This window comes from Aeromonas sp. SCS5 (assembly GCF_001887375.1).
Taxonomy (GTDB): Bacteria; Pseudomonadota; Gammaproteobacteria; order Enterobacterales; family Aeromonadaceae; genus Aeromonas; species Aeromonas jandaei.
This window is the reverse complement of the sequence record NZ_LFCS01000004.1, coordinates 100,440-126,876: the sequence shown is the minus strand read 5'-3', so window position 1 is coordinate 126,876 and position 26,437 is coordinate 100,440. Positions and strand designations below refer to the sequence as shown.

The 26,437-nt window shown below is 59.7% G+C and carries 21 protein-coding genes and 1 other RNA gene; 15 read left to right on the top strand and 7 right to left on the bottom strand.

Features of this window, described 5'->3' with window-relative positions; all coding sequences use genetic code 11:
* Positions 1-173 precede the first annotated feature (173 nt).
* The 3 genes from BS300_RS06185 to emrD all read left to right on the top strand — a co-directional run bounded on the left by BS300_RS06185 (position 174) and on the right by emrD (position 2,902).
* Positions 174-629 (top strand): hypothetical protein, encoded by a 456-nt coding sequence (locus tag BS300_RS06185; RefSeq protein WP_042030005.1) that lies wholly within the window; start codon positions 174-176, stop codon positions 627-629.
* A gap of 152 nt (positions 630-781) precedes the next feature.
* Positions 782-1,444: a glutathione S-transferase N-terminal domain-containing protein gene (locus tag BS300_RS06180; protein WP_071911507.1), complete on the top strand. Its 663-nt coding sequence runs from the start codon at positions 782-784 to the stop codon at positions 1,442-1,444.
* Between the two features lie 261 nt (positions 1,445-1,705).
* Positions 1,706-2,902, top strand: coding sequence for a multidrug efflux MFS transporter EmrD (emrD, locus tag BS300_RS06175; protein WP_005333920.1), 1,197 nt, complete (start codon positions 1,706-1,708; stop codon positions 2,900-2,902).
* An 84-nt stretch (positions 2,903-2,986) separates the two neighbouring features.
* Here emrD and BS300_RS06170 read toward each other — a convergent pair whose 3' ends face one another.
* The gene (locus BS300_RS06170) at positions 2,987-3,895 is read right to left on the bottom strand and encodes a LysR family transcriptional regulator (RefSeq protein WP_071911505.1); all 909 of its coding nucleotides are present in this window, start codon (positions 3,893-3,895) and stop codon (positions 2,987-2,989) included.
* 161 nt (positions 3,896-4,056) lie between these two features.
* Here BS300_RS06170 and fdhD point away from each other — a divergent pair, with 161 nt between their 5' ends.
* Both fdhD and BS300_RS06160 read left to right on the top strand, forming a co-directional pair.
* Entirely contained in the window at positions 4,057-4,854 is a 798-nt protein-coding gene (fdhD, locus tag BS300_RS06165; RefSeq protein WP_071911503.1) for a formate dehydrogenase accessory sulfurtransferase FdhD, read from the top strand.
* Positions 4,841-7,132, top strand: coding sequence for an FdhF/YdeP family oxidoreductase (locus BS300_RS06160; RefSeq protein ID WP_071911501.1), 2,292 nt, complete (start codon positions 4,841-4,843; stop codon positions 7,130-7,132). The genes fdhD and BS300_RS06160 overlap by 14 nt, the downstream gene beginning before the upstream one ends.
* 169 nt (positions 7,133-7,301) lie before the next feature.
* On the opposite strand, the gene ssrS is transcribed toward BS300_RS06160, so the two are convergent.
* Both ssrS and zapA read right to left on the bottom strand, forming a co-directional pair.
* Positions 7,302-7,484, bottom strand: a non-coding RNA gene (gene ssrS, locus BS300_RS06155) — 6S RNA.
* A gap of 16 nt (positions 7,485-7,500) precedes the next feature.
* On the bottom strand, positions 7,501-7,833 hold the full coding sequence (gene zapA / locus BS300_RS06150) for a cell division protein ZapA (RefSeq protein ID WP_033116026.1): 333 nt from the start codon (positions 7,831-7,833) through the stop codon (positions 7,501-7,503).
* A 173-nt stretch (positions 7,834-8,006) separates the two neighbouring features.
* Between zapA and BS300_RS06145 the strand changes: the two genes are divergently transcribed.
* The 6 genes from BS300_RS06145 to gcvP all read left to right on the top strand — a co-directional run bounded on the left by BS300_RS06145 (position 8,007) and on the right by gcvP (position 16,513).
* Positions 8,007-8,576 carry a UPF0149 family protein gene (locus tag BS300_RS06145; RefSeq protein WP_033116025.1) on the top strand — a complete coding sequence of 190 codons (570 nt, stop codon included), beginning with the start codon at positions 8,007-8,009 and terminating at the stop codon, positions 8,574-8,576.
* Positions 8,577-8,753: 177 nt separating this feature from the next.
* A complete protein-coding gene (gene ubiH, locus BS300_RS06140; protein WP_071911499.1) occupies positions 8,754-10,004 on the top strand; it encodes a 2-octaprenyl-6-methoxyphenyl hydroxylase in 1,251 nt (416 codons plus the stop codon).
* Positions 10,005-10,112: 108 nt separating this feature from the next.
* Entirely contained in the window at positions 10,113-11,381 is a 1,269-nt protein-coding gene (locus tag BS300_RS06135; protein WP_071911497.1) for an FAD-dependent 2-octaprenylphenol hydroxylase, read from the top strand.
* Between the two features lie 417 nt (positions 11,382-11,798).
* Positions 11,799-12,896 (top strand): glycine cleavage system aminomethyltransferase GcvT, encoded by a 1,098-nt coding sequence (gene gcvT, locus BS300_RS06130; RefSeq protein WP_071911495.1) that lies wholly within the window; start codon positions 11,799-11,801, stop codon positions 12,894-12,896.
* 89 nt (positions 12,897-12,985) lie between these two features.
* Positions 12,986-13,375, top strand: coding sequence for a glycine cleavage system protein GcvH (gene gcvH / locus BS300_RS06125; RefSeq protein WP_033116021.1), 390 nt, complete (start codon positions 12,986-12,988; stop codon positions 13,373-13,375).
* Positions 13,376-13,636: 261 nt separating this feature from the next.
* Positions 13,637-16,513, top strand: a complete 2,877-nt coding sequence (gene gcvP, locus BS300_RS06120) for an aminomethyl-transferring glycine dehydrogenase (RefSeq protein ID WP_071911493.1) — start codon at positions 13,637-13,639, stop codon at positions 16,511-16,513.
* A 77-nt stretch (positions 16,514-16,590) separates the two neighbouring features.
* On the opposite strand, the gene BS300_RS06115 is transcribed toward gcvP, so the two are convergent.
* Positions 16,591-18,144 (bottom strand): PAS domain-containing methyl-accepting chemotaxis protein, encoded by a 1,554-nt coding sequence (locus BS300_RS06115; protein ID WP_071911491.1) that lies wholly within the window; start codon positions 18,142-18,144, stop codon positions 16,591-16,593.
* A 197-nt stretch (positions 18,145-18,341) separates the two neighbouring features.
* Here BS300_RS06115 and BS300_RS06110 point away from each other — a divergent pair, with 197 nt between their 5' ends.
* Positions 18,342-19,052: an HAD family hydrolase gene (locus BS300_RS06110; protein ID WP_071911489.1), complete on the top strand. Its 711-nt coding sequence runs from the start codon at positions 18,342-18,344 to the stop codon at positions 19,050-19,052.
* Between the two features lie 81 nt (positions 19,053-19,133).
* On the opposite strand, the gene BS300_RS06105 is transcribed toward BS300_RS06110, so the two are convergent.
* On the bottom strand, positions 19,134-20,210 hold the full coding sequence (locus BS300_RS06105) for a permease (RefSeq protein ID WP_071911487.1): 1,077 nt from the start codon (positions 20,208-20,210) through the stop codon (positions 19,134-19,136).
* 108 nt (positions 20,211-20,318) lie between these two features.
* Here BS300_RS06105 and BS300_RS06100 point away from each other — a divergent pair, with 108 nt between their 5' ends.
* The gene (locus BS300_RS06100) at positions 20,319-20,654 is read left to right on the top strand and encodes a metalloregulator ArsR/SmtB family transcription factor (RefSeq protein ID WP_043849830.1); all 336 of its coding nucleotides are present in this window, start codon (positions 20,319-20,321) and stop codon (positions 20,652-20,654) included.
* Positions 20,655-20,721: 67 nt separating this feature from the next.
* On the opposite strand, the gene BS300_RS06095 is transcribed toward BS300_RS06100, so the two are convergent.
* On the bottom strand, positions 20,722-22,104 hold the full coding sequence (locus BS300_RS06095; protein ID WP_041209349.1) for an amino acid permease: 1,383 nt from the start codon (positions 22,102-22,104) through the stop codon (positions 20,722-20,724).
* A 348-nt stretch (positions 22,105-22,452) separates the two neighbouring features.
* Here BS300_RS06095 and BS300_RS06090 point away from each other — a divergent pair, with 348 nt between their 5' ends.
* On the top strand, positions 22,453-22,776 hold the full coding sequence (locus BS300_RS06090; protein ID WP_082044047.1) for a hypothetical protein: 324 nt from the start codon (positions 22,453-22,455) through the stop codon (positions 22,774-22,776).
* Positions 22,777-22,896: 120 nt separating this feature from the next.
* Here BS300_RS06090 and BS300_RS06085 read toward each other — a convergent pair whose 3' ends face one another.
* Positions 22,897-23,709, bottom strand: a complete 813-nt coding sequence (locus tag BS300_RS06085; protein ID WP_033116017.1) for a pyruvate, water dikinase regulatory protein — start codon at positions 23,707-23,709, stop codon at positions 22,897-22,899.
* A 318-nt stretch (positions 23,710-24,027) separates the two neighbouring features.
* Here BS300_RS06085 and ppsA point away from each other — a divergent pair, with 318 nt between their 5' ends.
* Positions 24,028-26,406: a phosphoenolpyruvate synthase gene (gene ppsA / locus BS300_RS06080; protein WP_071911485.1), complete on the top strand. Its 2,379-nt coding sequence runs from the start codon at positions 24,028-24,030 to the stop codon at positions 26,404-26,406.
* Positions 26,407-26,437: the final 31 nt, after the last annotated feature.

The following is a 26,437-nucleotide window of genomic DNA, read 5'->3' as shown; positions in this document are numbered from 1 at the left end:
GGGGGATAAAAGGACGCGGTATGATACCAGTATTTTGTGCGATGGCAACTGTTATCCCCCTACGACCAATTGATTACGACTGCCAGATCTGACGGCTCCAATATAGCCCTAATCTGCGCTAGTCTTATGGCAGCAGCCGGATACTGGCTGCCATGAGCATAGGGATATGAGCCATGAATTTGTCATTAGTGAGTCAAAACGTGTCAGGCGCCAGTGAAGGTCTGCTGGCCATTTTGCGGTCATCACCCGAGTATGGTGACCATTTTGCCCACATCAGCGTGACGCCACTGACCGAGTGGCAACCGGCTAAGGCCGAAGCAGCGATCTTGCTGATCGATGGCGATACCCCCTGGCAGGATGCCGGGTTTATCCGTGGCGAAGACGATGCCATCGGATTGCCGGTACTGCCGCTGTTGATCCGAAAGGGGGACAAGGATCTCACCATCTGCGGCCCCGATGTGCGTGACCCCCGTTTCTACTTTGTCTCCAACGGCATCGTGCTGGAGGAGTCAGAGCTGGCAGACCCCTCGTGTAGTAGGGTGCTGCTGCGCAAGCTGGAATCCTACTTCCCGCTGCTCTCTCGTCTTATCCTGCTGCGTCAGCGCAAGTCGGCCGTCGTCTTGAACTGATCCCCTCGGCAAGCTATGCAAGCGGCGCACGATCTGTCATCACTGGCAGATAGTGCGCCGTACTCTTTATGGTAAAACCATATCTGGTGAAATCGCGGGCATCAGGATGTTCCGTTTTTCGTGTGATCAAATCAGCAAGGAAGGAGTGAAGGATGATCGACTTTTATACCGCCGCAACCCCCAATGGCTTCAAGGTGGCCATTGCACTGGAAGAGCTGGGATTGCCCTATCGGGTTATTCCTCTCGATCTCTCGGCACTGGATCAGAAGAAGCCGGAATTTTTGGCCATCAACCCCAACGGCCGCATTCCGGCCATCGTCGATCGGGATAATGACGATTTTGCCGTATTCGAGTCGGGCGCCATCCTTATCTATCTGGCGGAGAAAACGGGCAAATTGTTGCCGGCGGACCCCAAACGCCGCTCTCAGGCCATTCAGTGGTTGATGTTCCAGATGGGCGGGGTAGGGCCCATGATGGGGCAGGCCAACGTCTTCTACCGCTACTTCCCCGAGAAGATCCCCGCCGCCATCGAACGCTACCAGAAGGAGGGGCGCCGCCTGTTTGAGGTGCTCGACAGCCATCTGGCTCATCACGAATATCTGGCGGACGAGTACAGCATCGCCGATATCGCCACCTGGCCCTGGGTGCGGATTTATGACTGGAGCGGCATCTCCATCGAGGGGTTACCCCATCTGCAAGCCTGGATGGATCGGATGGCCGAGAAGCCTGCCAGCCAGAAGGGGATCACCATACCGCCGCGCAAAGAGCAGCCGGATGAGCTGATCAAGCAGGCACAACAGATGGTAACACGTTGATTTTGAACCGCAGACGGGGCGTATTGCCCCGTAATATTAGAAAAACTAAGGCAAGCCGATTATAAAGATTCGTTCGTTTTCTGTGAGCTGAATCACTATGATGCCCCCATACCACCAAGCGTCCTGTGCGGTGGTCTGGCGGGCTCCCCGCCTACTGTTTCCAACACTGTTTTTGATTGCATCACAGCCTCTGTGATCAGATTCCTCTGGGCCATTTTGTGCCAGAGGGCGGCAGCATTTTTTCGATTTTTTGGGACTGATATGGATCGGCACAGTTTTTATCCGTTGTTTTTATTGACCATTCTGATGGTCGCTGTGGGCCAGATGACCCAGACCCTTTATGTCCCCTCCATTCCCATGATGGCGGGGGACTTCAATGTGGCCTCGGGCCAGTTGCAGGCGGTGATGGCCTGTTATCTGATCCCCTATGGCCTCTCCCAGTTTGTCTACGGACCGCTGTCGGATCGCATCGGCCGTCGTCCGGTGCTGATCGTCGGCATGATGGTGTTTCTGGTGGGCACCCTGATCATTCAGGTCATCCCCCATTTTGCCGCCCTGCTGGTGGGCAGCTTTATTCAGGGGCTGGGTACCGGTGCCGGTGGCGCCATGAGCCGTACCGTGATGCGCGATCGCTACAACGGTGCCGAGCTCAACCGCGCCAACAGTCTGGTCAGCATGGGGGTGATCTTCTCCCCGCTGCTGGCACCGGTGCTGGGTGGCTGGCTGACCGAGCTGTTCAACTGGCGTGCCGGTTACTGGTTCCTGTTCGGTTTTGGTGCCGTAGCCACTCTGGCGATCATGGCCTGGTTTGGTGAGACGCTGCCTGCTGCTGCCCGTCAGCCACTGCGCGTCGGTGCTGCCTATCGCCATGTACTGGGCAACCCCAAGTTTCAGGGTAACCTGCTCTGCCTGATGGCGACCTTTGCGGGACTCGCGGTATTTGAAGCGGCGGCCGGTGTGCTGCTGGGCGATGTGCTGAAACTGAGCGCCCGTACCGTGAGCGTGCTGTTCGTGCTGCCGCTGCCCGGCTATCTGTTCGGTGCCTGGCTCTCTGCCAAGCTGAGCTTCCGTTTGACTCAGGGCAAACTGATGCGTCTTGGCATCGCCTTTCTGGCGCTCGGTTCTCTCATCATTCTGGTACCGGGGCTGTTCGGGGTGGTGAGTGCCGCCTCGCTGGTCGGTGGTGCGGCTGTCTACTTCATTGGTAGTGGTATTCTCTACCCGACCGCCACTTCCTGTGCCATCGAGCCCTTCCCGGGTCAGGCCGGCACCGCGGGTGCCATTCTCGGCGGGATGCAGAATCTGGGGGCCGGTGTGGTGACCCTGCTGGCGGCCGGTTTCCCGATGACCGGTCAGGTGACTCTGGGGGCCATCATGACCCTGATGGTGCTGATCGTGGCGCTGAGTTTTGTCTGGCTGCGCCACCACGGCTCGCCGCATGAGCAGATGGCGATTTGATGCCCGCGCTTGTTCTCTGAAAGCCCGCCTTCTGGCGGGCTTTTTCTTTGCCAGAACCGAATGAGGTCTACCGCTCGTCCTGTGTCAAGGCGCGTTTGCCGGTTCACCTTCTGCTACCAGTTCAAGAAAGGCACGCATGGCGGGGGTAATGCTCTGCTGGCGGGTCAAAAAGGCGGTATGGCCGATATTCTCCAGCGGAGCGAGTGGTAGGCAGACAAGATCCGAGAGCTTGCTGGCAGAGCGGGCGAGGCCGGCGCTGACGATGGCCCAGCCCAGCCGGTGGCGTACGGCGCTGACCAGATGGAACAGCGAGTCGGTCTCCAGTACCACGTTGAGCGAGATCCCACCCTGCTCGGCGGCGCGATCCAGATATTGACGAAATTGCATGGTGCGGCTGGGCAGCACCAACGGCTGTTGCTGTAGTTCAGCAAGCGCAATGTCGCCGCTGTGCGGGTACAGATCCGCTTCGTCACGGTTCATCAGCACCGCCATCTGGTTGGCGCCTTGCGGGTAGACATGAAAGGCGCGCCGGCCAGCTCCGCCGGCGGGTTCATCAAATCCCAGTCCGATATCGCACTGATGCAGTTCCAGCTGTGATAGCAGGGTTTCGTTGCTGAGCACCGACAGGCGAATGGCGATGTCGGGATAGCGCTGCTTGCAGCGGGCGATAAACGGCATGATGTCGAGATTGGACTGGGGCACGATGCCGATGCGCAGGGTGCCGGAGAGTTCGCCTTGGAACAGCGCCAGCTCCTGCTTGAGCGCCTCCTGTTCCAGCAACATCCGTTCGGCATACTGGCGTACCAGCTCGCCAGCCTCGGTCAGGGCGACAAACTGGCTGGTGCGTACCACCAGATCGGTGCCGACACTCTTTTCCAGGGCAGTAATGCTGGCCGAGAGGGTGGGCTGGGTGATGTGGCAGGCTTTGGCCGCTTTGGCAAAATGCCGGTGTTTGGCTAGCTCGTGAAAGTAGTGAAGTTGCTTGATATTCATCTGGTTGTAGTGGAGGCAGTGGAACCGGCTATTGAAGAATTAATCAATTGAAAAAACATCTTCGATAGAACAACTCTATCAGGATATAGATTTATTTCATTGGTTTTGCGTCAGTCGCCTCTCTAAACTTGAATGCAGTTTGCATTTTTAGGCCAACCTGCATGCCTGCCCATTCTCCCGTCGTAACCCCCGCCAACTTGCCGTCACTGGGTCATCTGGTGGAAGAGGTAGCCGTAGCCATCAACATCAATGGCATCAACCACGCGGTGATGATGGCGACCCCGGACGATCTCGACGACTTTGCCGTCGGCTTTCTGTTTGGTGAGGGGATCATCCGGCATAACCACGAAGTCCACGACATCCAGGTCGCGCCAGCCGAACAGGGTATTGTGCTGGATGTGACCATCGCCAACCGCTCCCTGGCCGCTCTGACCGAGCACAAGCGCCGGCTGACCGGGGTGACCGGCTGCGGTATCTGCGGCGCAGCGGCGGTAGAGCAGGCGTTGCCCGCACTGTCGGTGCTGCCGCTGACGCCGCCGCTGGATGGCTCCTTGCTGGCAGGGCTGCGTGCTCAGATCGCCCAGTGGCAGCTCAAGGGACAGCAACACGGCGCCCTGCATGCGGCGCTGGCGCTGGATGCCGAGGGCCGGATCCTCCACTGCCGGGAAGATATCGGGCGCCACAATGCCCTCGACAAGCTGATCGGCCTGCGGCTGCGTCAGCAAAGTGCGTGCGACACCCTGGTGGTGACCAGCCGCTGTGGCAGCGAGCTGGTGCAAAAAGCCGCCCGCTTCGGCGCACGTCACCTCATCTGCCTGGCATCGCCCAGCCAGTTGGCGGTCAGGTTGGCCCTCGAATACAACCTCAACGTCGTTCATATTCCCAAGTTTGATGCCCCGGTCAGCTATTCGAGCTATCGCCCGGCGGATCCCATCGGAGAGTGCCATGAGTCATATTGAAAAGCCCGCCAAAGCCGGCGGTTTTTCGTCCCTGCAATCCACCATGAAACAGGTGCTGCGCAGCCAGAAGACCCGTCAGAACATCAAGAACCTGCTGCGGGTCAACCAGACCGACGGTTTCGACTGCCCGGGTTGTGCCTGGGGTGACAACGACCACGGCACCTTCCAGTTTTGTGAAAACGGCGCCAAGGCGGTGGCATGGGAGTCTACCGGCAAGACGGTGGGGGCCGAGTTTTTCGCCGCCCACTCGGTGCGCCAGCTGGCGACCCAGAGCGACTACTGGCTCGAGTATCAGGGGCGGCTGACCGAGCCGATGCGCTACAATCCGACGACCGATCACTATGAGCCGGTAAGCTGGGACGATGCCTTCACCCTGATTGCCGACACTCTCAAGGGGCTGAATAGCCCGGACGAGGTGGAGTTTTACACCTCGGGGCGTGCCAGCAACGAAGCTTCCTACCTCTATCAGCTGTTTGGTCGCCTGTTTGGCACCAACAACTTCCCCGACTGCTCCAACATGTGCCACGAGGCGAGCGGGGTAGCGCTGATCCAGTCGGTCGGCATCGGCAAGGGTACTGTGGTGCTTGATGACTTCGACCAGGCCGATGCAGTATTCGTCTATGGCCAGAATCCGGGTACCAACCACCCGCGCATGATGAATGCCCTGCGTCAGGCGGCGCGTGGCGGCTGCAAGATCGTCAGCTTCAACAACTTGAAAGAGGTGGCTCTCGAGCGCTTCGCCAGCCCGCAGAGCCCGCTCGAGCTGCTGACCCCGGCGGCCACCACCATCAGCCACCAGTACCTGACGCCGAAACTGGGTGGCGACATGGCCGCCATCCGCGGCATGGCCAAGTACATTTTGGAAGAGGCGCCAGAGGCGGTAGATCGGGACTTCATCGCTCGCCATACCCGCCACTTTGCCGAGTATGAGGCGCAGGTGCGTGCCACCGACTGGGCGGCGATCGAGCAGCAATCCGGCCTGACCCGCGCAGACATCGTGCAGGCCGCCCGGGTCTTTGCCGCCAGCCAGCGCATCATCAGCTGCTGGGCCATGGGGGTGACCCAGCATCTGCATTCGGTCGATACCATCCGTGAAATCGTCAACCTGCACCTGATGCGCGGCCAGATTGGCAAGCCGGGGGCGGGGCTCTGCCCGGTACGGGGTCACAGCAACGTGCAGGGCAACCGCACCATGGGTATCAACGAAAAGCCGACCGCCGCCTTTATCGACCGGCTCGAGCGTCACCTGCAGGTGAGCCTGCCGCGGGCCCGTGGCCACAATGTGTACGAAGCGCTCAAGGCGCTGGACGAGGGTAAGAGCAAGGTGCTTATTTGCCTGGGTGGTAACCTGGCGGCAGCTGCGCCCGATACCGACTTCACCTACGGGGCGATGAAAAAGGCCGAGCTCAACGTGCAGATCAGCACCAAGCTCAACCGCAGCCATCTGCAGGTGGGCAAGGCGGCGCTGATCCTGCCCTGTCTCGGTCGCACCGAGCTCGACATCCAGCGCACTGGCAACCAGAAGATCACGGTGGAGGACACCTTCAGCATGGTGCATGCCTCGACCGGCGCGGCCGAGCCGGTGTCACCGCTCTGCCTCTCCGAGACCGACATAGTCGCGCGGATGGCTCATGCCACAGTGGGTAGCGAGCGGGTCGACTGGCTGGCTCTGCGCGATGACTATGCTCGTATTCGCGATCTTATCGAGCAGACCATCGCCGGCTTTGCCGATTTCAATGTCCGCATCCAGCAGCCGTGCGGTTTTCATCTCGATAACTCCGCGGCGCTGCTGACCTGGAATACCGCCAGCGGCAGTGCTGAGTTTCGTGCCAGCACCCTGCCGCAATCAGTGCTGCCGGAGTGTACCCGCCATGCCGAGCAGATGGTGGATCAGCCGGTGTTGCTGCTGCAGAGCCTGCGCTCTCACGATCAGTACAACACCACCATCTACGGCATGGATGACCGCTATCGCGGCATCAAGGGCCAGCGCAACGTGGTGTTCATGAACGAGGCGGATGCTCGCCAGCTTGGCTTTGCCGAAGGGGAGCGGGTCGACATGGCGGCCATCTGCAACGACGGGCGTGAACGCTGCGTGACAGGTTTTGTGGTGGTGATCTACGAGATCCCGCGTGGCAACATCGCGGCCTACTATCCGGAAACCAACCCGCTGGTGCCTATCGACAGTATCGGGGCTGGGTCGTTTACCCCCACCTCCAAGTCCATTCCGGTACTGGTGACTGCCTCCCGCCAGCCGGAGAACCTGTTGCTGGTCAAATAAACGGACTAACGCGACTGGCTGTGCTCACCGTCTGCACTTTGAATGTCGTGATGCCCCGGATGAACTGTTCATCCGGGGCATTTTTCTGGTGTGCGGGGCAGGGGGGCTGGTTGCGTGGACAGGCAGGAAAAGAAAAAGCCCGTCACATCAGTGACGGGCTTTTTGCAGTTGGAACCCCGGAGATGCCGTTGCCGGTTTGGGCCCTTGAACCGTCGGTTCAAGGCGGGGTTCGGATCTGACCGCAGGCTTCTCGGTCGTGCCGAGCATGCGCAATAGCCAGAAGGCAGAACCCCTGTTTGGTATGAATATCGGCTCGGGGACTTGAACCGGCTGACAAACACCCCAGGGTATTTCAAAACAGTTTGCGATTAGGGCTGCTGCCCCTCTTCGCTGGAATCGCCATATTGACCGTGTTCGATCAAGGCCGCTTCGATGGTGCGCTGCAGCATCTTGATCCGCTTGTCCATGGTCTCAGAGTATTGGTGGTTCTTCTCTTTTTCAAGACAGAGCTCATGGCAGAAATTAAGCGCCGCCATGACCGCCAATTGCTCGTTGCTGGAGACTTTGGAGCGTTGACGCAGGTCGATCAGTTTATCGGTCAGCTGGTCGGCGGCCTGGCGCAGGGCATCCTGCTGTCCCAGGGGACAGGATACCTTGTAGGGACGTCCCAAAATGACGATTTCTACGGCCTCTGTGCTCATGCCTTCCTCAATACGGCGGAGCTGATTTCCGCCTTTATCCACGTGGACAACTGGGCGGGACTATATAGCGCAGATACATAAGTTTCAAGGCCTTGCTGGCTCTGGAAGAGGGAGAATGCTAGGATCCTGACCATTAATTCTGCAAATTTGCCTGAACTTTGAGCGGATCCTCTATGAGCAAAACAAACCCCCTTAAATATGCGGCTGTGGCCGACATCATGGAGCAGCATGAGCTGATGGCCAGTGCAGTCGAGGCCCATGGTGTGATCTGCGGTCTGGTGTGTGGTGGTGTGGCACTGGATGAGAAGAGCTGGGTCCCCCATTTCAACGATTTGGTGAACGACGGTTTCGGTCTGCCGGCCCCGGTGCGCCAGGTGATGACCGATCTTTATCACAATGTGGTCGAGAGCCTGATGGCTCAAAAAGGGGTTGAACTGCTGTTGCCAAGCGATGACGCTCCCCTCGATGAGCGGATCGATGCGCTGGTGGACTGGTCCCAGGCGTTTCTGGCCGGTTTCGGTGTAGTGCAGCAGGAGCTGTCGCGTGCGTCGGAAGAGCTGCAGGAGATGATCCAGGATATCGCCAGCATCACTCAGGTCTCTGCCGAGTTCGATCAGGAAGATGACGAGAACGAAGCCTCCTTCCTGGTGCTCTACGAACACGTCAAACTGGGGGTCATGATGGCCTTCGAAGAGTTTGGCAAGCGCCCCGATACCCCGAGCGCACCGCCGACCCTGCACTGATAGATTGTTGCAGGCAAGTCAGCCTCCTTTTGCAAGAGCGCCAACAGGCGCTCTTTTTGTCGGCCATATTCTGACTAACCCTGTGAGCCATAACCACTTTTTTGCCCTCAAGCGCACATCCGCCGGTCGCCTTTGTGGTAGCATGAGGCCACGTTTTTCACTTCTCCCTCTCTGCTTATGCCCCAATCTGATGTGCGACAGGTCGATGTGACGCTGGTCGGTGGTGGAATGAGTGGTGCCGTGCTGGCCCTCTCGCTGGCGGCCCTGCGCAAGCCGGACGGCTCGCCCCTCGACATCCTGCTGCTGGAGGCCAGTGCCCCCGAGGCGCAACCATCCGCAACCCCTGCTCACCCCGGTTTTGATGCGCGCGCCATTGCGCTCTCGGCCGGTACCTGCGAAGCCCTCGAGCGGCGCGGGCTCTGGCCGCTGTTTGCTCCCCACTGCGCCCCCATTACCCATATCCATGTCTCGGATCGCGGCCACAGCGGTCAGACTCGCCTCTCGGCGGCGGAGTATGGGTTGCCTGCGCTAGGTCAGGTGATCGAGCTGGCGGCGGCGGGCAGTGAGTTGCAGCGGGCGATGGCAACCATTTCGCACATCAAGGTGATCTGTCCGGCCAAATTGCGCGAGGTAGCGCCGCGGGAGGAGGGGGTGACTCTCACCCTCGAGAGCGGTGAGCAGATTGATACCCGCCTGCTGGTGGCGGCGGACGGGGGCAACTCCTTTGTGCGCCAGCAGTTAACGCTGCCGGTGAGCCGTCACGACTATGAGCAGAGCGCCATCATCGCCACCGTTAAAACCCGGCAGGATCCGGCGGGCCGTGCATTCGAACGTTTTACCGAGAGCGGGCCGCTGGCGCTGCTGCCGATGCAGGGCGGCCTCTCTTCGCTGGTGTGGAGTGTCAGACGGGACGAGGTGGATGAGCTGATGGCGCTCGATGATGCCGCCTTCCTTGCCCGCTTGCAGCAGGCCTTTGGCTGGCGGCTCGGTCGCTTCGAGCGATGTGGTGTGCGCAACGTCTATCCGCTGATCCTGACCGCCTGTGACTACCCGCTGGCCCAACGCACCGTGCTGGTGGGCAATGCAGCGCATGCCCTGCACCCGATTGCCGGGCAGGGTTTCAACCTCGGCATGCGGGATCTCGACATGCTTACCGGGGCGGTGGCCAAGGCGCTGGCAGAGGGGGAGGATATCGGCAGCTTCAAGGTGCTGAGCGGTTACTGGCAGCTGCGTCAGCGCGATCAGGAGCAGACCGTCTGGCTCACCTCCTCGCTGGCTCAGCTCTTCTCCAACAGCCACGATCCGCTGGTGGTCGGGCGCAATCTGGCGCTCTCCCTGATGGGGCGCCTGCCGTGTCTCAAGGCGCCGCTCGCTGCGCGTACTCTGGGGTTCGTCGCCGACCTCTGTAGCAATAATCGGCGGCAATAAATCGCCAGAGTTCAACAAAGAGTCCAGCGAAGAGTCCAACAGTTGCAAACGGGGAGGCTTGGCTGCCTCCCTCTGCTGGCCGATGGCCAGCCATGAAAGGATGAGATGATGCAGATGCAAAGTGTCGATGTGGTGATTGTCGGTGGTGGCATGGTGGGCCTCGGGCTCGCTGCCGCCCTCAAGGAGAGCGCCCTCAAGGTGGTGGTGGTGGAGGGACAACTACCCGACCCGCAGCTGGGGGAGGTGGCCGACAATCGGGTCAGCGCCCTGAGCCTCGCCAGCCAGCAGATCCTGCGCCATGTTGGCGCTTGGGACGGTATTGCAGCGCGCCGCATGCAGGCCTACGACAAGATGGCGGTGTGGGAGCAGGACAGCTTCGGCCATATCGATTTTGATGCAGCTAGCCTGCGCCAGCCCTCGCTTGGTCATATCGCCGAGAACCGGGTGATCCAGCTGGCGCTGCTTGAGGCGATTGAAGGTGCCAGCAATATCCAGTTGCTGACCCCCGCCAGAGCCAAGAGTCTGCAGAGTGGCCCGGCGGGCGCCCTGCTGCTCCTTGAAGATGGTCAGGCCATCTCGGCCAAGCTGGTGGTGGCTGCCGATGGTGCCCACTCTTGGGTGCGCCGTCAGGCCGACATTCCCCTTACCAGTTGGGATTACGGCCACCACGCGCTGGTGGCAACGGTGCGCTGTGCTGAGCCCCATGAGGCGGTGGCACGCCAGATCTTCACCCCGGATGGCCCTCTCGCCTTTTTACCCCTGTGGCAGGAGAACCTCTGCTCCATCGTCTGGTCGTTGCCTGCGGCCCGCGCCGAAGCGCTCTGCGCCTGTGATGACGAACAGTTCAACCGTCAGCTCACCACCGCCTTCGATGCCCGCCTAGGTCTGTGCAAGGTGGAGGGGCCGCGCAGCGCGATTCCGCTCACCGCCCGCTATGCCCGCGATTTTGCCCGCGAGCGGCTGGTGCTGGTGGGGGATGCCGCCCACACCATCCACCCGCTGGCGGGGCAGGGGGTCAACCTCGGCCTGCTCGATGCGGCCGCGCTGGCCGAGCAGATCTTGCAGAATCATGCCGCGGGCGAAGATATCGGCATGCTCGCCAACCTGCGCAGCTACGAGCGTTGGCGCAAGAGCGAGGCGGCTCGCATGCTGGCGGCGATGGAGGGGCTCAAGCGGCTGTTCAGCGGTGCCAACCCGCTCAAGAAGCTGGTGCGGGGCGTGGGATTGCGCGCGGCCAACCTGCTGACTCCGTTCAAGGAGGGGGTGATCCGTGCGGCCATGGGGCTGGAGGGTGAACTGCCCGCATTGGCCCGTCCTGACTGGGCTGTTGCGGCGACCAAGGGCAGTGCCATGCAGGCCAAGGGTGAAAAAAACTAATATTACTGGCCGTTTTTGGCAACAAAAGTAATCCGACAAGGCTGATGCCCCATTTTGGGCATCAGCCTTTAATTTTGGTGTGTGGCGAAACGTTTTTCTGCAAATTGTGACGAAACGGTAAAAATCAAAATTTAATCTCGGCTATGGCCGCTTGAGGCTGTTTTTATCGCGCCATTTATCTTAGTGTCTTGAGTCAGTTTACGGGGACGGGATTAGTTTTTTTTGAGCGGCACGCTCGACGGCTTGTCATATAATCCGCTCCGTTCAAGGAATCCCTCTTGCCTGGCAAGGGCAGGAGCGAGCCACACCCTGTGATCCGATAGTGTTCCCGCTGCGGCGCAGCGCTGCCGGGGTGAAGATGCGGATCGCAAGGGCTGTCGCTGAAGCGAAAAGGCTTTTTGCTAAGGAAAGAATGCGATGATCCAGACTACAGTACTGCATCCCAAACACCTGGAAGCCGGCGCCAAGATGGTGGACTTCCACGGTTGGGAGATGCCCATCAACTACGGCTCCCAGCTGGAAGAGCACCATGCGGTGCGCAGCGATGCCGGCATGTTCGATGTCTCCCACATGACCATCGTCGATTTGACCGGCGAACGGGTCAAAGCCTTTCTGCAACACCTGCTGGCCAACGACGTGGCCAAACTCACCGTCTCCGGCAAGGCCCTCTACAGCGGCATGCTCAACCCGGAAGGCGGGGTCATCGATGACCTCATCACCTATTACCTGACCGATACCTTCTACCGACTGGTAGTCAACTCGGCCACCCGCGAGAAGGACCTGGCCTGGATCCGCCATCACGCCATCGATTTCGATGTCACTGTGACCGAGCGTCCCGAGCTTGCAATGATCGCGGTGCAGGGGCCCAACGCCAAGCTCAAGGTAGCGACCGTGCTGAGCGCCGCCCAGCGCACCGCCGTGGTGGGGATGAAACCCTTCTTCGGCGTGCAGGCTGGCGATCTCTTTATCGCCACCACCGGTTACACCGGCGAGGATGGTTATGAAATCGTGGTGCCGCAAGAGAAAGCCTGCGAGCTGTGGCAGGCACTGTTGGATAACGGCGTCGCCCCCTGTGGTCTCGGTGCCCGCGATACCCTGCGCCTCGAAGCGGGCATGAACCTCTATGGTCAGGATATGGACGAGTCAATCTCTCCGCTGGCCGCCAACATGGCCTGGACCATCGCCTGGGAGCCGAGCGATCGCAACTTTATCGGCCGCGCTGCGCTGGAAGCCCAGAAAGCGGCGGGCAACCAGCCCAAGCTGGTGGGCCTGGTGATGGAGGAGAAAGGGGTGCTGCGTGCCGGCATGCCGGTCACCTTCACTGCGGCAAACGGTGAGAAGCGGGAAGGTGTGATCACCTCCGGCTCCTTCTCGCCCACCCTCGGCTACAGCATCGCGCTGGCGCGGGTGCCCCGCGATATCGGCGAGCAGGCCGAGGTAGAGATCCGCAAAAAGCTGGTCACCGTGAATGTCACCAAGCCTGCTTTCGTCCGCAACGGCCAGAAGCTGGCATAACCCTCTTACATTTGCAGGTGGGCAGGCGTCCGCCTGCCCGATTTAGCAATGAGCGTTTCAACCCGACTCAAAGATCAAAGGAAACAGAGATGAGCCATATCCCGAGCGAACTGAAATATGCCACTTCCCACGAGTGGATCCGTGTCGAAGGCAACGGTGAGGCCGTGGTCGGCATCACCGAGCACGCCCAGGAGCTGCTGGGTGACATGGTGTTTGTCGAGCTGCCGGAAGTAGGCAAGCAGGTGAGCGCCGGTGATGACTGCGCCGTGGCCGAGTCGGTCAAGGCTGCCTCCGACATCTACAGCCCGGTGAGCGGCGAGATCATTGCCGTCAACGAAGAGCTGGAAGGGAGCCCCGAGCTGGTCAACTCCGACCCCTACGGCGCGGGCTGGCTCTATCGCATCAAGCTGGACGACGCAGGCGAGCTGGCCAACCTGCTGGATGCCGAAGGCTACCAGAACGTGGTAGACGAAGAGTAATGCCCTTGGGCCCTGCGAGTGCGGGGCCCATTTGTATGGCTGCAGGCCTCGGGTCTGCAGGCGGGTGAAGTGGCCCATATTCGACCCTCAGGCACGGCTTGAGGTCTGTTTACAGGGTGACCCCCGGGATGCCCGCGAGCATCCGGTGCCGCTCTGCTCTGACAGCGGCATAGCGAACATGAGTGAAGTTGGCACGTGCCGGCTATCAGCACTGTCTATACAGGATTTATTAGCAGGACCTATTTATCAGGAATCAGGGAAATGACCCAGTCACTGTTTGAACTCGAACAAAAACACGATTTTGTCCGCCGCCATATCGGCCCGGGCGAGGAAGAGCTGCGCCAGCTGCTGGCGACCGTCGGGGCCGAGAGTCTGGACGATCTGATTGCCCAGACCGTGCCCGCCGCCATTCGCCTGCCGGGCCCGCTCGGCATCGGTGCCGGCATGACCGAAGTGGAGGCGCTGGCCAAGCTCAGGGGCTATGCCGCCCAGAACAAGATTGCCAAGAGCTATATCGGCATGGGTTATCACGATACCCATGTGCCCCACGTCATTTTGCGCAACGTGCTGGAAAACCCGGGCTGGTATACCGCCTACACCCCCTACCAGCCCGAGCTGGCGCAGGGCCGTCTCGAAGCCCTGCTCAACTTCCAGCAGCTGACGCTGGATCTCACCGGCATGGATCTGGCGAGTGCCTCCCTGCTGGATGAAGCGACCGCCGCCGCCGAGGCGATGGCGTTGGCCAAGCGGATGGCCAAGTCCAAATCCAACCTCTTCTTCGTGGCCGATGATGTGCACCCGCAGGTGATCGATGTGGTCAAGGAGCGCGCGGTTCACTTCGGTTTCGACGTGGCGGTCGGCGCCGCGAGCGATGCAGTGAGCGAAGAGGTGTTTGGTGCCCTGTTCCAGTACCCCACCACCACAGGTGAGGTGAAAGATCTGCGCGCCCTGATTGCCGCCGTACAGGCCCAGAAAGGGCTGGCCTGCGTCAGCGCCGACTTGCTCTCCCTGCTGCTGCTCAAATCCCCGGGTGAGCTGGGTGCCGACGTGGTGTTGGGCTCCGCCCAGCGCTTTGGCGTGCCCATGGGCTACGGTGGCCCCCACGCCGCCTTCTTCGCCACCCGCGATGCCTACAAGCGCTCCATGCCGGGCCGTATTATCGGCGTTTCCAAGGATGCCCGCGGCAAGGCCGCGCTGCGCATGGCGATGCAGACCCGCGAGCAGCATATCCGCCGCGAGAAGGCCAACTCCAACATCTGTACCGCTCAGGTGCTGCTGGCCAACATGGCGAGCTTCTACGCCGTCTACCACGGCCCGGTGGGGCTGAAAACCATCGCTTCTCGCGTGCACCGTCTGACCACCATTCTGGCGCTCGGCCTCAAGGCCAAGGGCGTGGCCCTCAAGCACGCCAGCTGGTTCGATACCCTGACCGTGCAAACTGCTGACAAGGCGGCGCTGATTGCCAAAGCCGAGGGGCTGGGCATCAACCTGCGCGCCGATCTGGATGGCGCGGTAGGGGTGTCCCTCTCTGAAACCACCACCCGCGCTGATGTGGCCGAGCTGTTTGAGCTCTTCCTCGGTCAAGGTCACGGGCTTGATATCGAGGCTCTCGACAAGGCGGCCCAGGCCCATCACGCCATCCCGCAGGATCTGCTGCGCACTGACGCCGTGCTGACCCACGAGGTGTTCAACAAGTACCACTCCGAAACCGAGATGCTGCGTTATATCCACCGTCTCGAAGCCAAGGATCTGGCGCTCAACTACGCCATGATCTCCTTGGGCTCCTGCACCATGAAGCTCAATGCTACCGCCGAGATGATCCCGGTGACCTGGCCCGAGTTTGGCAAGTTGCACCCGTTCGCTCCGCTGGCGCAGGCCAAGGGCTATCAGCTGTTGCTGGCCGACCTCGAAAACTGGCTGGTGAAGGTGACCGGTTACGATGCGGTCTGCATGCAGCCCAACTCCGGGGCGCAGGGTGAGTACGCTGGTCTCTTGGCCATCAAGAAGTACCACGAATCCCGCGGCGAGGGGCATCGTGACATCTGCCTCATTCCGGCTTCTGCCCATGGTACCAACCCGGCCTCTGCCCAGATGGCGGGGCTCAAGGTGATCGTCACCGCCTGTGACAAGTCGGGCAACGTGGATCTGGACGATCTGCACGCCAAGGCGGCCGAGGCGGGGGATCAACTCTCCTGTTTGATGGTGACCTACCCCTCCACCCATGGGGTGTATGAGGAGACCATCAAGGAGGTGTGCGACATCGTTCACCAGCACGGTGGTCAGGTCTACCTCGACGGCGCCAACATGAACGCGCAAGTCGGGTTGACGGCGCCGGGCTTTATCGGGGCGGACGTCTCTCACCTCAACCTGCACAAGACCTTCGCCATTCCTCATGGCGGTGGCGGCCCGGGCATGGGCCCCATTGGCGTGAAGAAACATCTGGCACCGTTCGTGGCCGGTCACGCCGTGGTCAAGACTGACAAGGAGAGCCGTGACAACGGCGCAGTGTCGGCGGCACCGTTCGGCTCGGCCAGCATCCTGCCCATCAGCTGGATGTATATCGCCATGCTGGGTGACGAGGGGCTGAAGAAATCCACTCAGGTGGCCATCCTAAACGCCAACTATCTGGCCAAGAAGCTGGGTGAATCCTTCCCGGTGCTCTATTCTGGCCGCAACGGTCGGGTGGCCCACGAGTGCATTTTGGATATCCGCCCGCTCAAGGAGGCCTCCGGCATCAGCGAGATGGACGTGGCCAAGCGGCTGATGGACTACGGCTTCCACGCACCGACCATGAGCTTCCCGGTAGCGGGCACCCTGATGGTCGAGCCGACCGAGTCGGAATCCAAGCGCGAGCTGGATCGCTTCGTCGAGGCGATGACGTCCATCCGCGCCGAGATTGCCAAGGTGCAGGAGGGGCAGTGGAGCCTCGCCGACAACCCGCTGGTCCATGCGCCGCACACCCAGGATGACGTGATGGATGCAGAGTGGCCCCGTGGCTACAGCCGTGCCGAGGCGGTGTTCCCGTCGGACGCAGTGCGCGCCAGCAAGCTGTGGCCGTCGGTCAACCGTATCGACGATGTGTATGGTGATCGAAACCTGTTCTGCGCCTGCATTCCGACCGAGGATTACGCCAAATAAGGGCGTGCCCGGAGTAAACCAATAAACAACAGGGCCACCCAAACGGGTGGCCCTGTTTGCTATGGGAGGGCTGGCCGCTAGCCGAAAGTGCGACTCAAATCTTTGAGCTGGCTTGCCTTGTTCAGCAGGCTGGCGCTGGTCTCGCTCACCTTGTCGATCTTGAGGCTGTTGTCGTGGGAGAGCGAGGAGATCAGGTTGATATTGCGGCTGATCTCTTCGATGACCGCTTGCTGTTGGGTGGCCGCGGCGGAAATCTGGTTGGAAAAATCCGAGACCTTGTCGATCTCGACCACGACCTGATTCAGGTTGCCGGTACTCGCCCGGGTAGTGGCAAGACAGGCGTTGGTGCGAGTCACATTGAGGTGCATCATCTCTTTCCATCCCCCCAGCGTGTGCTGGATATGGCCGATGCTGCTCTGGATCTGCTCTGTCGCCTTGTGGGTACGGGTAGAGAGGTTGCGCACCTCATCGGCGACCACGGCAAAACCGCGCCCCTGTTCGCCCGCTCGTGCCGCTTCAATGGAAGCATTGAGTGCCAGCAGGTTGGTCTGATCCGCAATGCCGCGAATTTCAGTCATGATGCTGCCGATCCGCTCCGATTCGCTGGCCAGCTCGACGGCTGACTGGAATGCCTGCTCAGCCTGGGTTGCCAGTGTCGCGATCTCCTCTCCTGCCTCGCAGAGCTGCTTGTTGGTGGTGGTGCAGTGATGGCGAGCCTCTTCAATCTGCTGGTTGCTGTCCTGAATATTGCGATTGATCTCCTCTGCCGCTGAGGCCATCTGGGTCACGGCCGTGGCTATCTGCTGGATCTGGGTATCCTGCGAGGAGATATCCTTACTGGCCAGCGAGGCTGAACCTTGCAGATCGTTGGCCATGCTGTTGAGCGAGCCCGTTGCATCGTCAACCCGGCCGAGCACGGTACGGATCCTCGCTTGCCCGAGTTTGATATGGAAATCGGCGATGCTGTGGGGGGCATCCCCCGAGAAGATGAGGCGGCTGATGCTGTCGTAATCCTGCTCGAGCCGCTGCAGGTATCTTGGTGTCAAAAAGAGCGGGTGGCGGTTTAGCCAGAGCACGGCCAGCAGGGGAGCGATGATCAGCAAGGCCTGGATGGGGGGGAGTAGCCAGAGAGCCATGGCGGCGCAAACCAGCAGCAGCGGAATGCTGAACATGGTCGGCGTCAGCAGGTTCTGGCCAAAGCGGATGGCTGAGCCGCTTTCTCGGGCTCTGAGCACCTTGTACATTTTATCGGCCCGAGCCTTGTGCTCCTGGGCGGGGCGACAGCGTACCGACTGGTAACCCGAGATCTTACCCCCCTCATAGATAGGGGTGACATAGGCGTCAACCCAGTAGTAGCGGCCATCCTTGCAGCGATTCTTGACCAGCCCGCGCCATGGTTTCCCAGCTTGCAGATGGGCCCAGAGATCGGCAAATGCCGCTTTGGGCATGTCCGGGTGGCGGACCAGATTGTGGTGCTGGCCGATCATCTCTTCGAGGCGGTACCCTGCCACCTGGCAAAACGCCGGGTTGGCGTAGGTGATGTCCCCTTTGAGGTCCGTGGTCGATACCAGCTGGATGTTGTCGGTCAACTCTACTTCGGTATCTATGGTGTGAAGCGCGCTGCTGGCCATGATCAGGCTCCGGTGTTGAGTAACGGAATGCTTCATCTGAGTATGACAGAGAGCCTTATTATTGTGTCTTTACACATTAAAAAATTGTGCTACTGCAGCAGCACTGGCCTCTCTGCTATTGGCGCCACTGTTTGGTATGAACGCTTTGGCCAAGTAACATGGCATCACGTGATGTAACGCAGTAAAAGGGCAAGAGAATGAAGTTGGACGCAATTTTGTGGGATTACGATGGCACCCTGGTCAATTCGGTGCCCAAGAATATCGACATCACTAAAAATATTCTGGCCGAGGTGGCGCCTCATCTGACCGGCGACAATCTACCCCGCTATTTGCGCAGTGAAGCCGACTATCACTATGCCAACCATGCTGCCAAAAATTGGCAGGCCCTCTATGTCGACTACTACGGCATGTCACAGGCCGAGATGCTGCTGGCCGGTTCGCTCTGGGCAAAGCATCAGGAGATGAACCAAACAGACGTGCATTTCTTTGCCGGGCTGGAGGCGGTGATAGGCCATTTCTCAGCCATTCCCCACGGGATCTGTTCGCAAAACTCCCAAAAAAATATCCGCCGGGTGCTGGAGCAGCATGGCGTAAACGGACAGTTCAAGGCTGTGGTAGGTTACGATGATCTCCCCGCGCAGCAGCAAAAACCGCACCCCTTGGGCGGCATCAAATGCCTGGAGTCCATTTTGGGCACGGTACGCAGCGCATCACTGCTCTATATCGGCGATCATGAGGCGGATGTGCAGTTTGCCCGCAATCTGCAAGCCGAGCTTGGCGGCACCGCCCGGGTGATCTCTGTTGCTGTCGCCTATAGCCACTCAACCCCGGAGCTGTGGGAGCACAAACCCGATCATATTGCCCGTAAAGTTGAGGAGTTGTACCCCATCATCCAGCAGCATCTGTAACGGTGAGCCACGGATTTTTGTCCGTAATAAATAAGACGCCGATCATCCGATCGGCGTTTTTCATATCTGGGGGGAGGGTTGTTAGAACAGCAACTGCGTGAGGTAGCCCATCAGGACAGCCATGCCGAGGATCACGGTCAGGAAGGCCACTATCATAGGGGCTTTGAACATCGATCTGAGCAAGATCACTTCGGTCAGGCTGGCGCCGGCGCTGCCGATGATAAGGGCCATCACGGCGCCCATTCCCATCCCTTTGCCCAGCAGTACCGACGCCAGCGGGATCACTGCCTCGGCACGAATATAGAGCGGGATCCCGACGATGGCGCTGAAGGGGATGGCCAGCGGGTTGTCGGCGCTGGCATGGGCGGCGATCCACTCTGCTGGAATAAAGCCATAGATGAAAGAGCCGATGAGTACGCCAAGCAGCAGGAAAGGCATTACATCGCGAAACTGCTGCCAGGCATCGGCACCTGCCTTGCGCAACTGGGCAGGCAGCATTTCTGTAGCAACCGGGGTCGTAGCTATATCCGGGCAGCACGAGAGGGGGGGGACCTCTGCACTCAGGGCTGAGGTACTACAGCAGGCGGCGCTTGCCATCGGCCGCATGGCCTTGATGGGACTTGCGTTGGTTATGCAGCAGGCGGTTTGCGCCGGAGAGGATCTCTTGGTGCCGGGTTTGCAACCGGTGGTGCAACTACCGGAGATGGCCTCTTTGGCATCAATGACATGCCGTTCGAACCCCATTTTGTCGAACAGCAGGCTGGCCAGCATGGAGACGCTGGCGGCAATCACTGCGTAGAGCAGTGTCACTTTCCAGCCGAATGTGGCCCACATCAAGCCGACGATGATGGGATTCAAGAGCGGGGAGATGAAAAGAAAGGTGATGGTCGGGCCAAAACCGGCTTTGGCGGAGAGCAATCCTCTCAGCATGGGGATGGTGGAGCAACTGCAAAAAGGGGTGACGGCACCGAGCAACGCAGAGAGCAAGTAGCCTCTGCCTTTACGTGCCCCCAGCAGGCGCTGGATCTTCTCATCGGGGATCTTTTGCCGTAGCAAGCTGACCCCTGCACTGATGACCAGAAACAGGATGGAAAGCTCAAAAGCCAGGAATAAAAACATATGGGATGCATCAGTCAGCATCGGTAACCAGTGGTTCATCATCATACTCGCTTGGTGAAAACTATATTTCTAAAATATTCGAAATGATGTGGTGGTCAAGATATTTCTGGTATTATCGAAATGTCATAGCGTCGCAGGGGAATGAGAATGGAGCTGGAAGAGGTTGCCAAGGCGTTGAAGGAGCTGGGTCATCCAACCCGTCTGTTTATCTTCAAACATCTGGTCAAGGCGGGGGAGCAGGGGCTGCCGGTGGGTGAGCTGCAAAAGCAGCTGGAGATCCCGGGATCAACCCTCAGCCATCATATTGCGGCACTGGTCTCGGTCGGGCTGGTGAAGCAGAACCGCGAGAGCCGCACCCTGCTTTGCGTCTCCCAATATGCGGTACTGGAAGAGATCATCGCCTTTTTTCAGGAGGAGTGCTGCGTCAACAGCCCTACCCGTACAGAGCCGTTATCCGCCAAGGCTCCGGCTGGCGAACAGTGAGCGATTCGCTTGCATAAAAAAACGCCGATCATCTGATCGGCGTTTTTGCTATTGAGAAGCCAGGTTATCAACCCAGATTGACGGCTGCCTTGGTCTGGGCCTGTCCCTTGCGCTTGATGATGAAGCCGATGCCCAGCACGACCAGCCAGGCCGGGATCAGTTCGACCGAGATGCGGAAATCGGGGGTCATATACATGATCACCAGAATACCGGCCATGAACGCGAGGCAGAGGTAGTTGCCGAAGGGATACCAGAACGCCTTGAACTTGGGCTGGACACCTTCCGCGACCTTGGCCTTGCGGAACTTCAGATGCGCGAGGCTGATCATCGCCCAGTTGATCACCAGCGCGGAGACCACCAGCGCCATCAGCAGACCGAAGGCCTTGCCCGGCATCAGGTAGTTGATCAGCACGCAGAGCAGGGTAGCGATGGCAGAGACCGAGAGGGCAACCAGCGGTACACCGCTCTTGTTGGTCTTGAGCAGCACTTTCGGGCCGTTGCCCTGTTTGGCCAGACCGAACAGCATGCGGCTGTTGCAGTAGACGCAGCTGTTGTAGACCGACAGCGCCGCTGTCAGCACCACGATGTTGAGCACGGTGGCGACCAGATCGCTGTCCAGTGCGTGGAAGATCATCACGAACGGGCTGCCGCCTTCGACCACTTTACCCCAGGGGTAGAGGGACATCAGGATGGCCAGGGCGCCGATGTAGAAGATCAGGATCCGGTAGATCACCTGATTGGTGGCCTTGGGGATGCTCTTCTCGGGGTTGTCAGCTTCGGCTGCGGTAATACCGACCAGCTCCAGACCACCGAAGGAGAACATGATCACCGCCATCGCCATCACCAGACCGCTGATGCCGTTGGGGAAAAAGCCGCCCTGAGCCCACAGGTTGGTGACGCTCGCCTCGGGGCCGCCGGCACCGGAGATGAGCAGATAGCCGCCAAAGCCGATCATGCCGATGATGGCGACCACCTTGATGATGGCGAACCAGAACTCCATCTCGCCAAACGCTTTGACGTTGGAGAGGTTGATGGTGTTGATCAGCACGAAGAAGAAGGCTGCCGACATCCAGGTCGGGATCTCGGGCCACCAGTATTGGACGTAGATACCCACCGCAGTCAGCTCGGCCATGCTCACCAGCACGTAGAGCACCCAGTAGTTCCAGCCGGATGCGAAACCGGCAAACTCACCCCAGTATTTGTAGGCAAAGTGGCTGAAGGAGCCGGCTACCGGCTCTTCCACCACCATTTCACCGAGCTGGCGCATGATCAGGAAGGCGATAAAGCCGCCGATGGCATAACCCAGTAGTACGGAGGGGCCTGCCATCTTGATGGTCTGGGCAATCCCCAGAAAGAGGCCGGTACCGATGGCACCGCCCAACGCAATTAACTGAATGTGGCGGTTTTTGAGGCCGCGTTTCAGCTCTTCACCGTCTTGTTTCAAATCCATGGATCTGTCCTTTACCTATCTCTGTTGTCTCTTGCCGGTGTTGGGCTCTTCCTGAGCAGCATCGCGATGCGTAGCCAAAACCTGACGAAATCTGTATTTATTTCGTTACGCCATGTCATTTTCAATTTTTAATCTGGACTGGCAACGGAAGCAGAATAGTGATAATTCGCCATAAATGCACCTGTTTTCCGCGCCAAGTGGTGGTTTTTTGGTCAAAATCCAGCTTTTTCATTATATTTTCAGGTGACGAGACAGGTTTTGCTTGGAATTCAAGCAATCGAATTGTCTTTTGTTGACATTTGTTGAGTGGTTTTTATTTCTTGGTTTTTGACTGGGAGGAGAGGGCTGATGATGGAGAGGCAACAGGATGAGCTACGGCATACCCGTGACGAGGTAACACTGCTGCAGCGCTGGGTTGCCAGCGGATTGCTGGTGACGATCTGGCTGCTGATTGCCGCCAGTCCGCTGCTGCTGGTCGCGATGACGGCCATGATGGGGGGCTGGTTTGTACTGGGTGATGAGGGGTTGTTGCACCACTGGCCGTTGCTTCTGCTGGCTGGAGGTGTGGTGGGGGCGCTGGCAGGTTGTTTGCTGGCCGAGCGGATCCGCAGGCGCCACGGCCTGCTGCCCTTTTATGCCCGTCTGCTGAACAATCCCGAACTCAATCGCTAGGTAATTCCGGTTGGCTTTTCATCCCGGCGGCCATGGGGTAATAACCAGAAAAAGAGGGGAGAAGCTTGATGGCTTCTCCCCTCTTTGCATCTGGCGTGGCTTATCTGCTGTCAAGCTGGCTTAACAGAGCTGGCGACGCAGGCCGGTTGCCTCGAGGATTTTGGCGCTGATCTCCTCCACCGAGTGGGAGCTGGTATCGAGAAAACGGATCGCCTCCTGACGAAACAGCCGCTCCACGCTGGCCAACTCCTGCTCGCACTGCTCCAGCGAGGCGTAGCGGCTATTGGCGCGGCGCTGGTTGCGGATCTCGTGCAGCCGCTGTGGCGCTATGGTGAGGCCAAACAGTTTGTGACGGTTGGCCTTGAGGGGCGTCGGCAGTTCCAGCCCACCCATGTCCTGTTCGATAAAGGGGTAGTTGGCGGCGCGAATGCCGAACTGGAGCGCCAGATAGAGGCTGGTGGGGGTTTTGCCGCAGCGGGAGACCCCGATCAGGATGATGTCTGCCTCGTCGTACTCTTTGGTGGTGATGCCATCGTCGTTGGCCAGTGCGAAGTTTACCGCCTCGATGCGATCGTCATAGAGCTTGCGGTTCTCCATGCCGTGGGTGCGATGGGGGCGGGGCTCGGCCTTCACCCCCAGCTCTTGCTCCAGCGGGCTGACGAAGGTGTTGAGAAAGTCGTGACTGCTCGCTTCGGCTTTCAGTACCTCCTCGCGCACCTGGGGATCGATGATGGTGTGAAACAGGATGGGGCGCACCCCGGTCTGGCGAAACTGTTCATCGATTCGCATCCGCACCTGCCGCGCCTTTTCACGGCTCTCAACGAAGGGGATGGTGATCTGCTCGAAGGCCAGTGGAAACTGGCTCAGTACCGCGTGGCCGAACACTTCGGCGGTGATGGCGGTCCCATCGGAAACATAAAATACGGTGTGCACGTTGAGCTCCTGTTACATCGACCAAGGGGCTGGCCAGGAAGTATCTGTCGAAACCATCCCCCTGTTGTCAACCGGTCTGCCATGCCCAAGTTGTGAAGTGGCTAGCAAACCTGAGTCGTTATCTTTTTGTGTCGGCATTGTAGAATGTTCGGGTCATTCGACCATCCCCTATCTTGCTCGGGGATTTTTTTGACAATAAATAGAAAACGTTTTCATGGTCGTTGGCAATAGAAGAAAGAGACAATAACGCACCTTACTCACCTATAAAAATCGGGCACAAAAAAGGTGCCATGGCACCTTGCCCACCAACCTGGAGACATGCAAGTGCAACAGTACGTACTCTGGTACGAGCAACTCGGAATGCAGGACGTAGAACGAGTTGGCGGCAAGAACGCATCCCTTGGCGAGATGATCAGCAACCTCTCTGGCGCCGGTGTATCGGTGCCGGGGGGCTTTGCCACCACCGCCTTTGCGTTTAACGAGTTTCTGGAGTCAAGCGGCCTCAACGGCAAGATCCACCATCTGCTCGACAATCTGGATGTGGATGACATTGCCGCCCTCAATCGGGCCGGTCAGCAGATCCGTGACTGGGTGATCGAAGCCCCGTTCCAGAGCGCGCTGGAGCAGGCGATCCGGGAGGCTTACGCCAGGCTGAGTGCAGGTTTGGATGCCTCCTTTGCGGTGCGATCCTCTGCCACCGCCGAGGATATGCCGGATGCCTCGTTTGCCGGCCAGCAGGAGACTTTCCTCAACGTGCGCGGCATCGATGCGGTCATGGTGGCCATCAAGCATGTCTTTGCCTCCCTGTTCAATGATCGCGCCATCTCCTATCGGGTGCATCAGGGTTATGACCACAAGGGCGTCGCCCTGTCGGCCGGGGTGCAGCGGATGGTGCGTTCGGATCTTGCCGCCTCCGGCGTCATGTTCACCCTGGATACTGAGTCGGGCTTCAACGACGTGGTGTTCATCACCGGTGCCCACGGTCTTGGCGAGATGGTGGTACAGGGTGCGGTCAACCCGGACGAGTTCTACGTGCACAAACCGACCCTCAAGGCTGGACGCCTGGCGGTGGTGCGCAAGACCCTCGGCTCCAAGCTTATCAAGATGACCTATTCCGGCGATGCCAGCCATGGCCGTCAGGTGCAGATCATCGACACCAATGAAGCCGAGCGCGGCCGCTTCTGCATCACGGATGCCGAGGTGATGGAGCTGGCCAGGCAGGCCCTCATCATCGAGCAGCATTATGGCCGCCCGATGGACATCGAGTGGGCCAAGGATGGGCAGGATGGCAAGCTCTACATCGTGCAGGCGCGCCCGGAAACCGTGCGCAGCCGCCAGGAGGCCAACACCCTCGAGCGTTTTGCCCTCAAGCAAGCGGGCAAGGTGCTGATCGAGGGGCGGGCCATCGGCCACAAGATTGGCGCGGGCCCGGCGCGGGTCATCTCCTCCATCAGCCAGATGGACGAAGTGCAGCCCGGTGACGTGCTGGTGACCGACATGACCGACCCTGACTGGGAGCCCATCATGAAGCGAGCCTCCGCCATCGTGACCAACCGGGGCGGCCGCACCTGTCACGCTGCCATTATCGCCCGCGAGCTGGGCATTCCGGCGGTGGTGGGCTGCGGCAATGCCACCGATAGCATCGAGGCTGGCCAGCTTATCACCGTCTCCTGTGCGGAAGGGGATACCGGTTTCATCTACGACGGCGAGCTGGACTTCGACGTGGCAGTGACCGAGGTGGGCAACATGCCGCGCCTGCCCATCAAGATCATGATGAACGTCGGCAACCCGGATCGGGCCTTCGATTTTGCCCAGCTGCCCAATGCCGGTGTCGGGCTGGCCCGTCTCGAGTTCATCATCAACCGGATGATCGGGGTACACCCCAAGGCGCTGCTGGAGTTCGACAGCCAGAGCCCCGAACTCAAGGCCACCATTGGCAAGATGATCGCCGGCTACGAGAGCCCGCGTGAGTTCTACGTCGCCAAGCTGACCGAGGGCATCGCCACCCTGGCCGCCGCCTTCTGGCCGGAGCGGGTGATCGTGCGGATGTCGGACTTCAAGTCCAACGAGTACGCCAACTTGGTGGGCGGTCGTGGCTACGAGCCTCACGAAGAAAACCCGATGATCGGTTTCCGTGGTGCGTCGCGCTACATCGCCGACAGCTTCCGCCCCTGTTTTGCCCTTGAATGCGAGGCGATCAAGCGGGTGCGCGATGTCATGGGGCTGACCAACGTCGAGGTGATGATCCCCTTCGTGCGCACGGTAGGCGAGGCGGAGCAGGTGATCGCCATCCTTGCCGAAAACGGTCTGCGCCGTGGCGAGCGGGGGCTCAAGGTGATCATGATGTGCGAGATCCCGAGCAACGCCCTCTTGGCAGACAAGTTCCTCGAGCACGTGGACGGCTTCTCCATCGGCTCCAACGACATGACCCAGCTCACGCTTGGACTGGATAGGGACTCGGGGCTTATCGCCCACCTGTTCGACGAGCGCAACGAGGCGGTCAAGGCGCTGTTGGCAATGGCCATTACCGCCGCCCGCAAGGCGGGCAAGTACGTGGGGATCTGCGGCCAGGGGCCGTCCGATCACCCGGACTTCGCCGCCTGGCTGGTGGAGCAGGGGATCGATTCGGTGTCGCTCAACCCGGATACCGTGGTCGACACCTGGCTTTATCTGGCGGAGCAGCATGGCCGCAAGTAAGCCGCTGTCTTGGCAAGCAGAATAGAAAGGG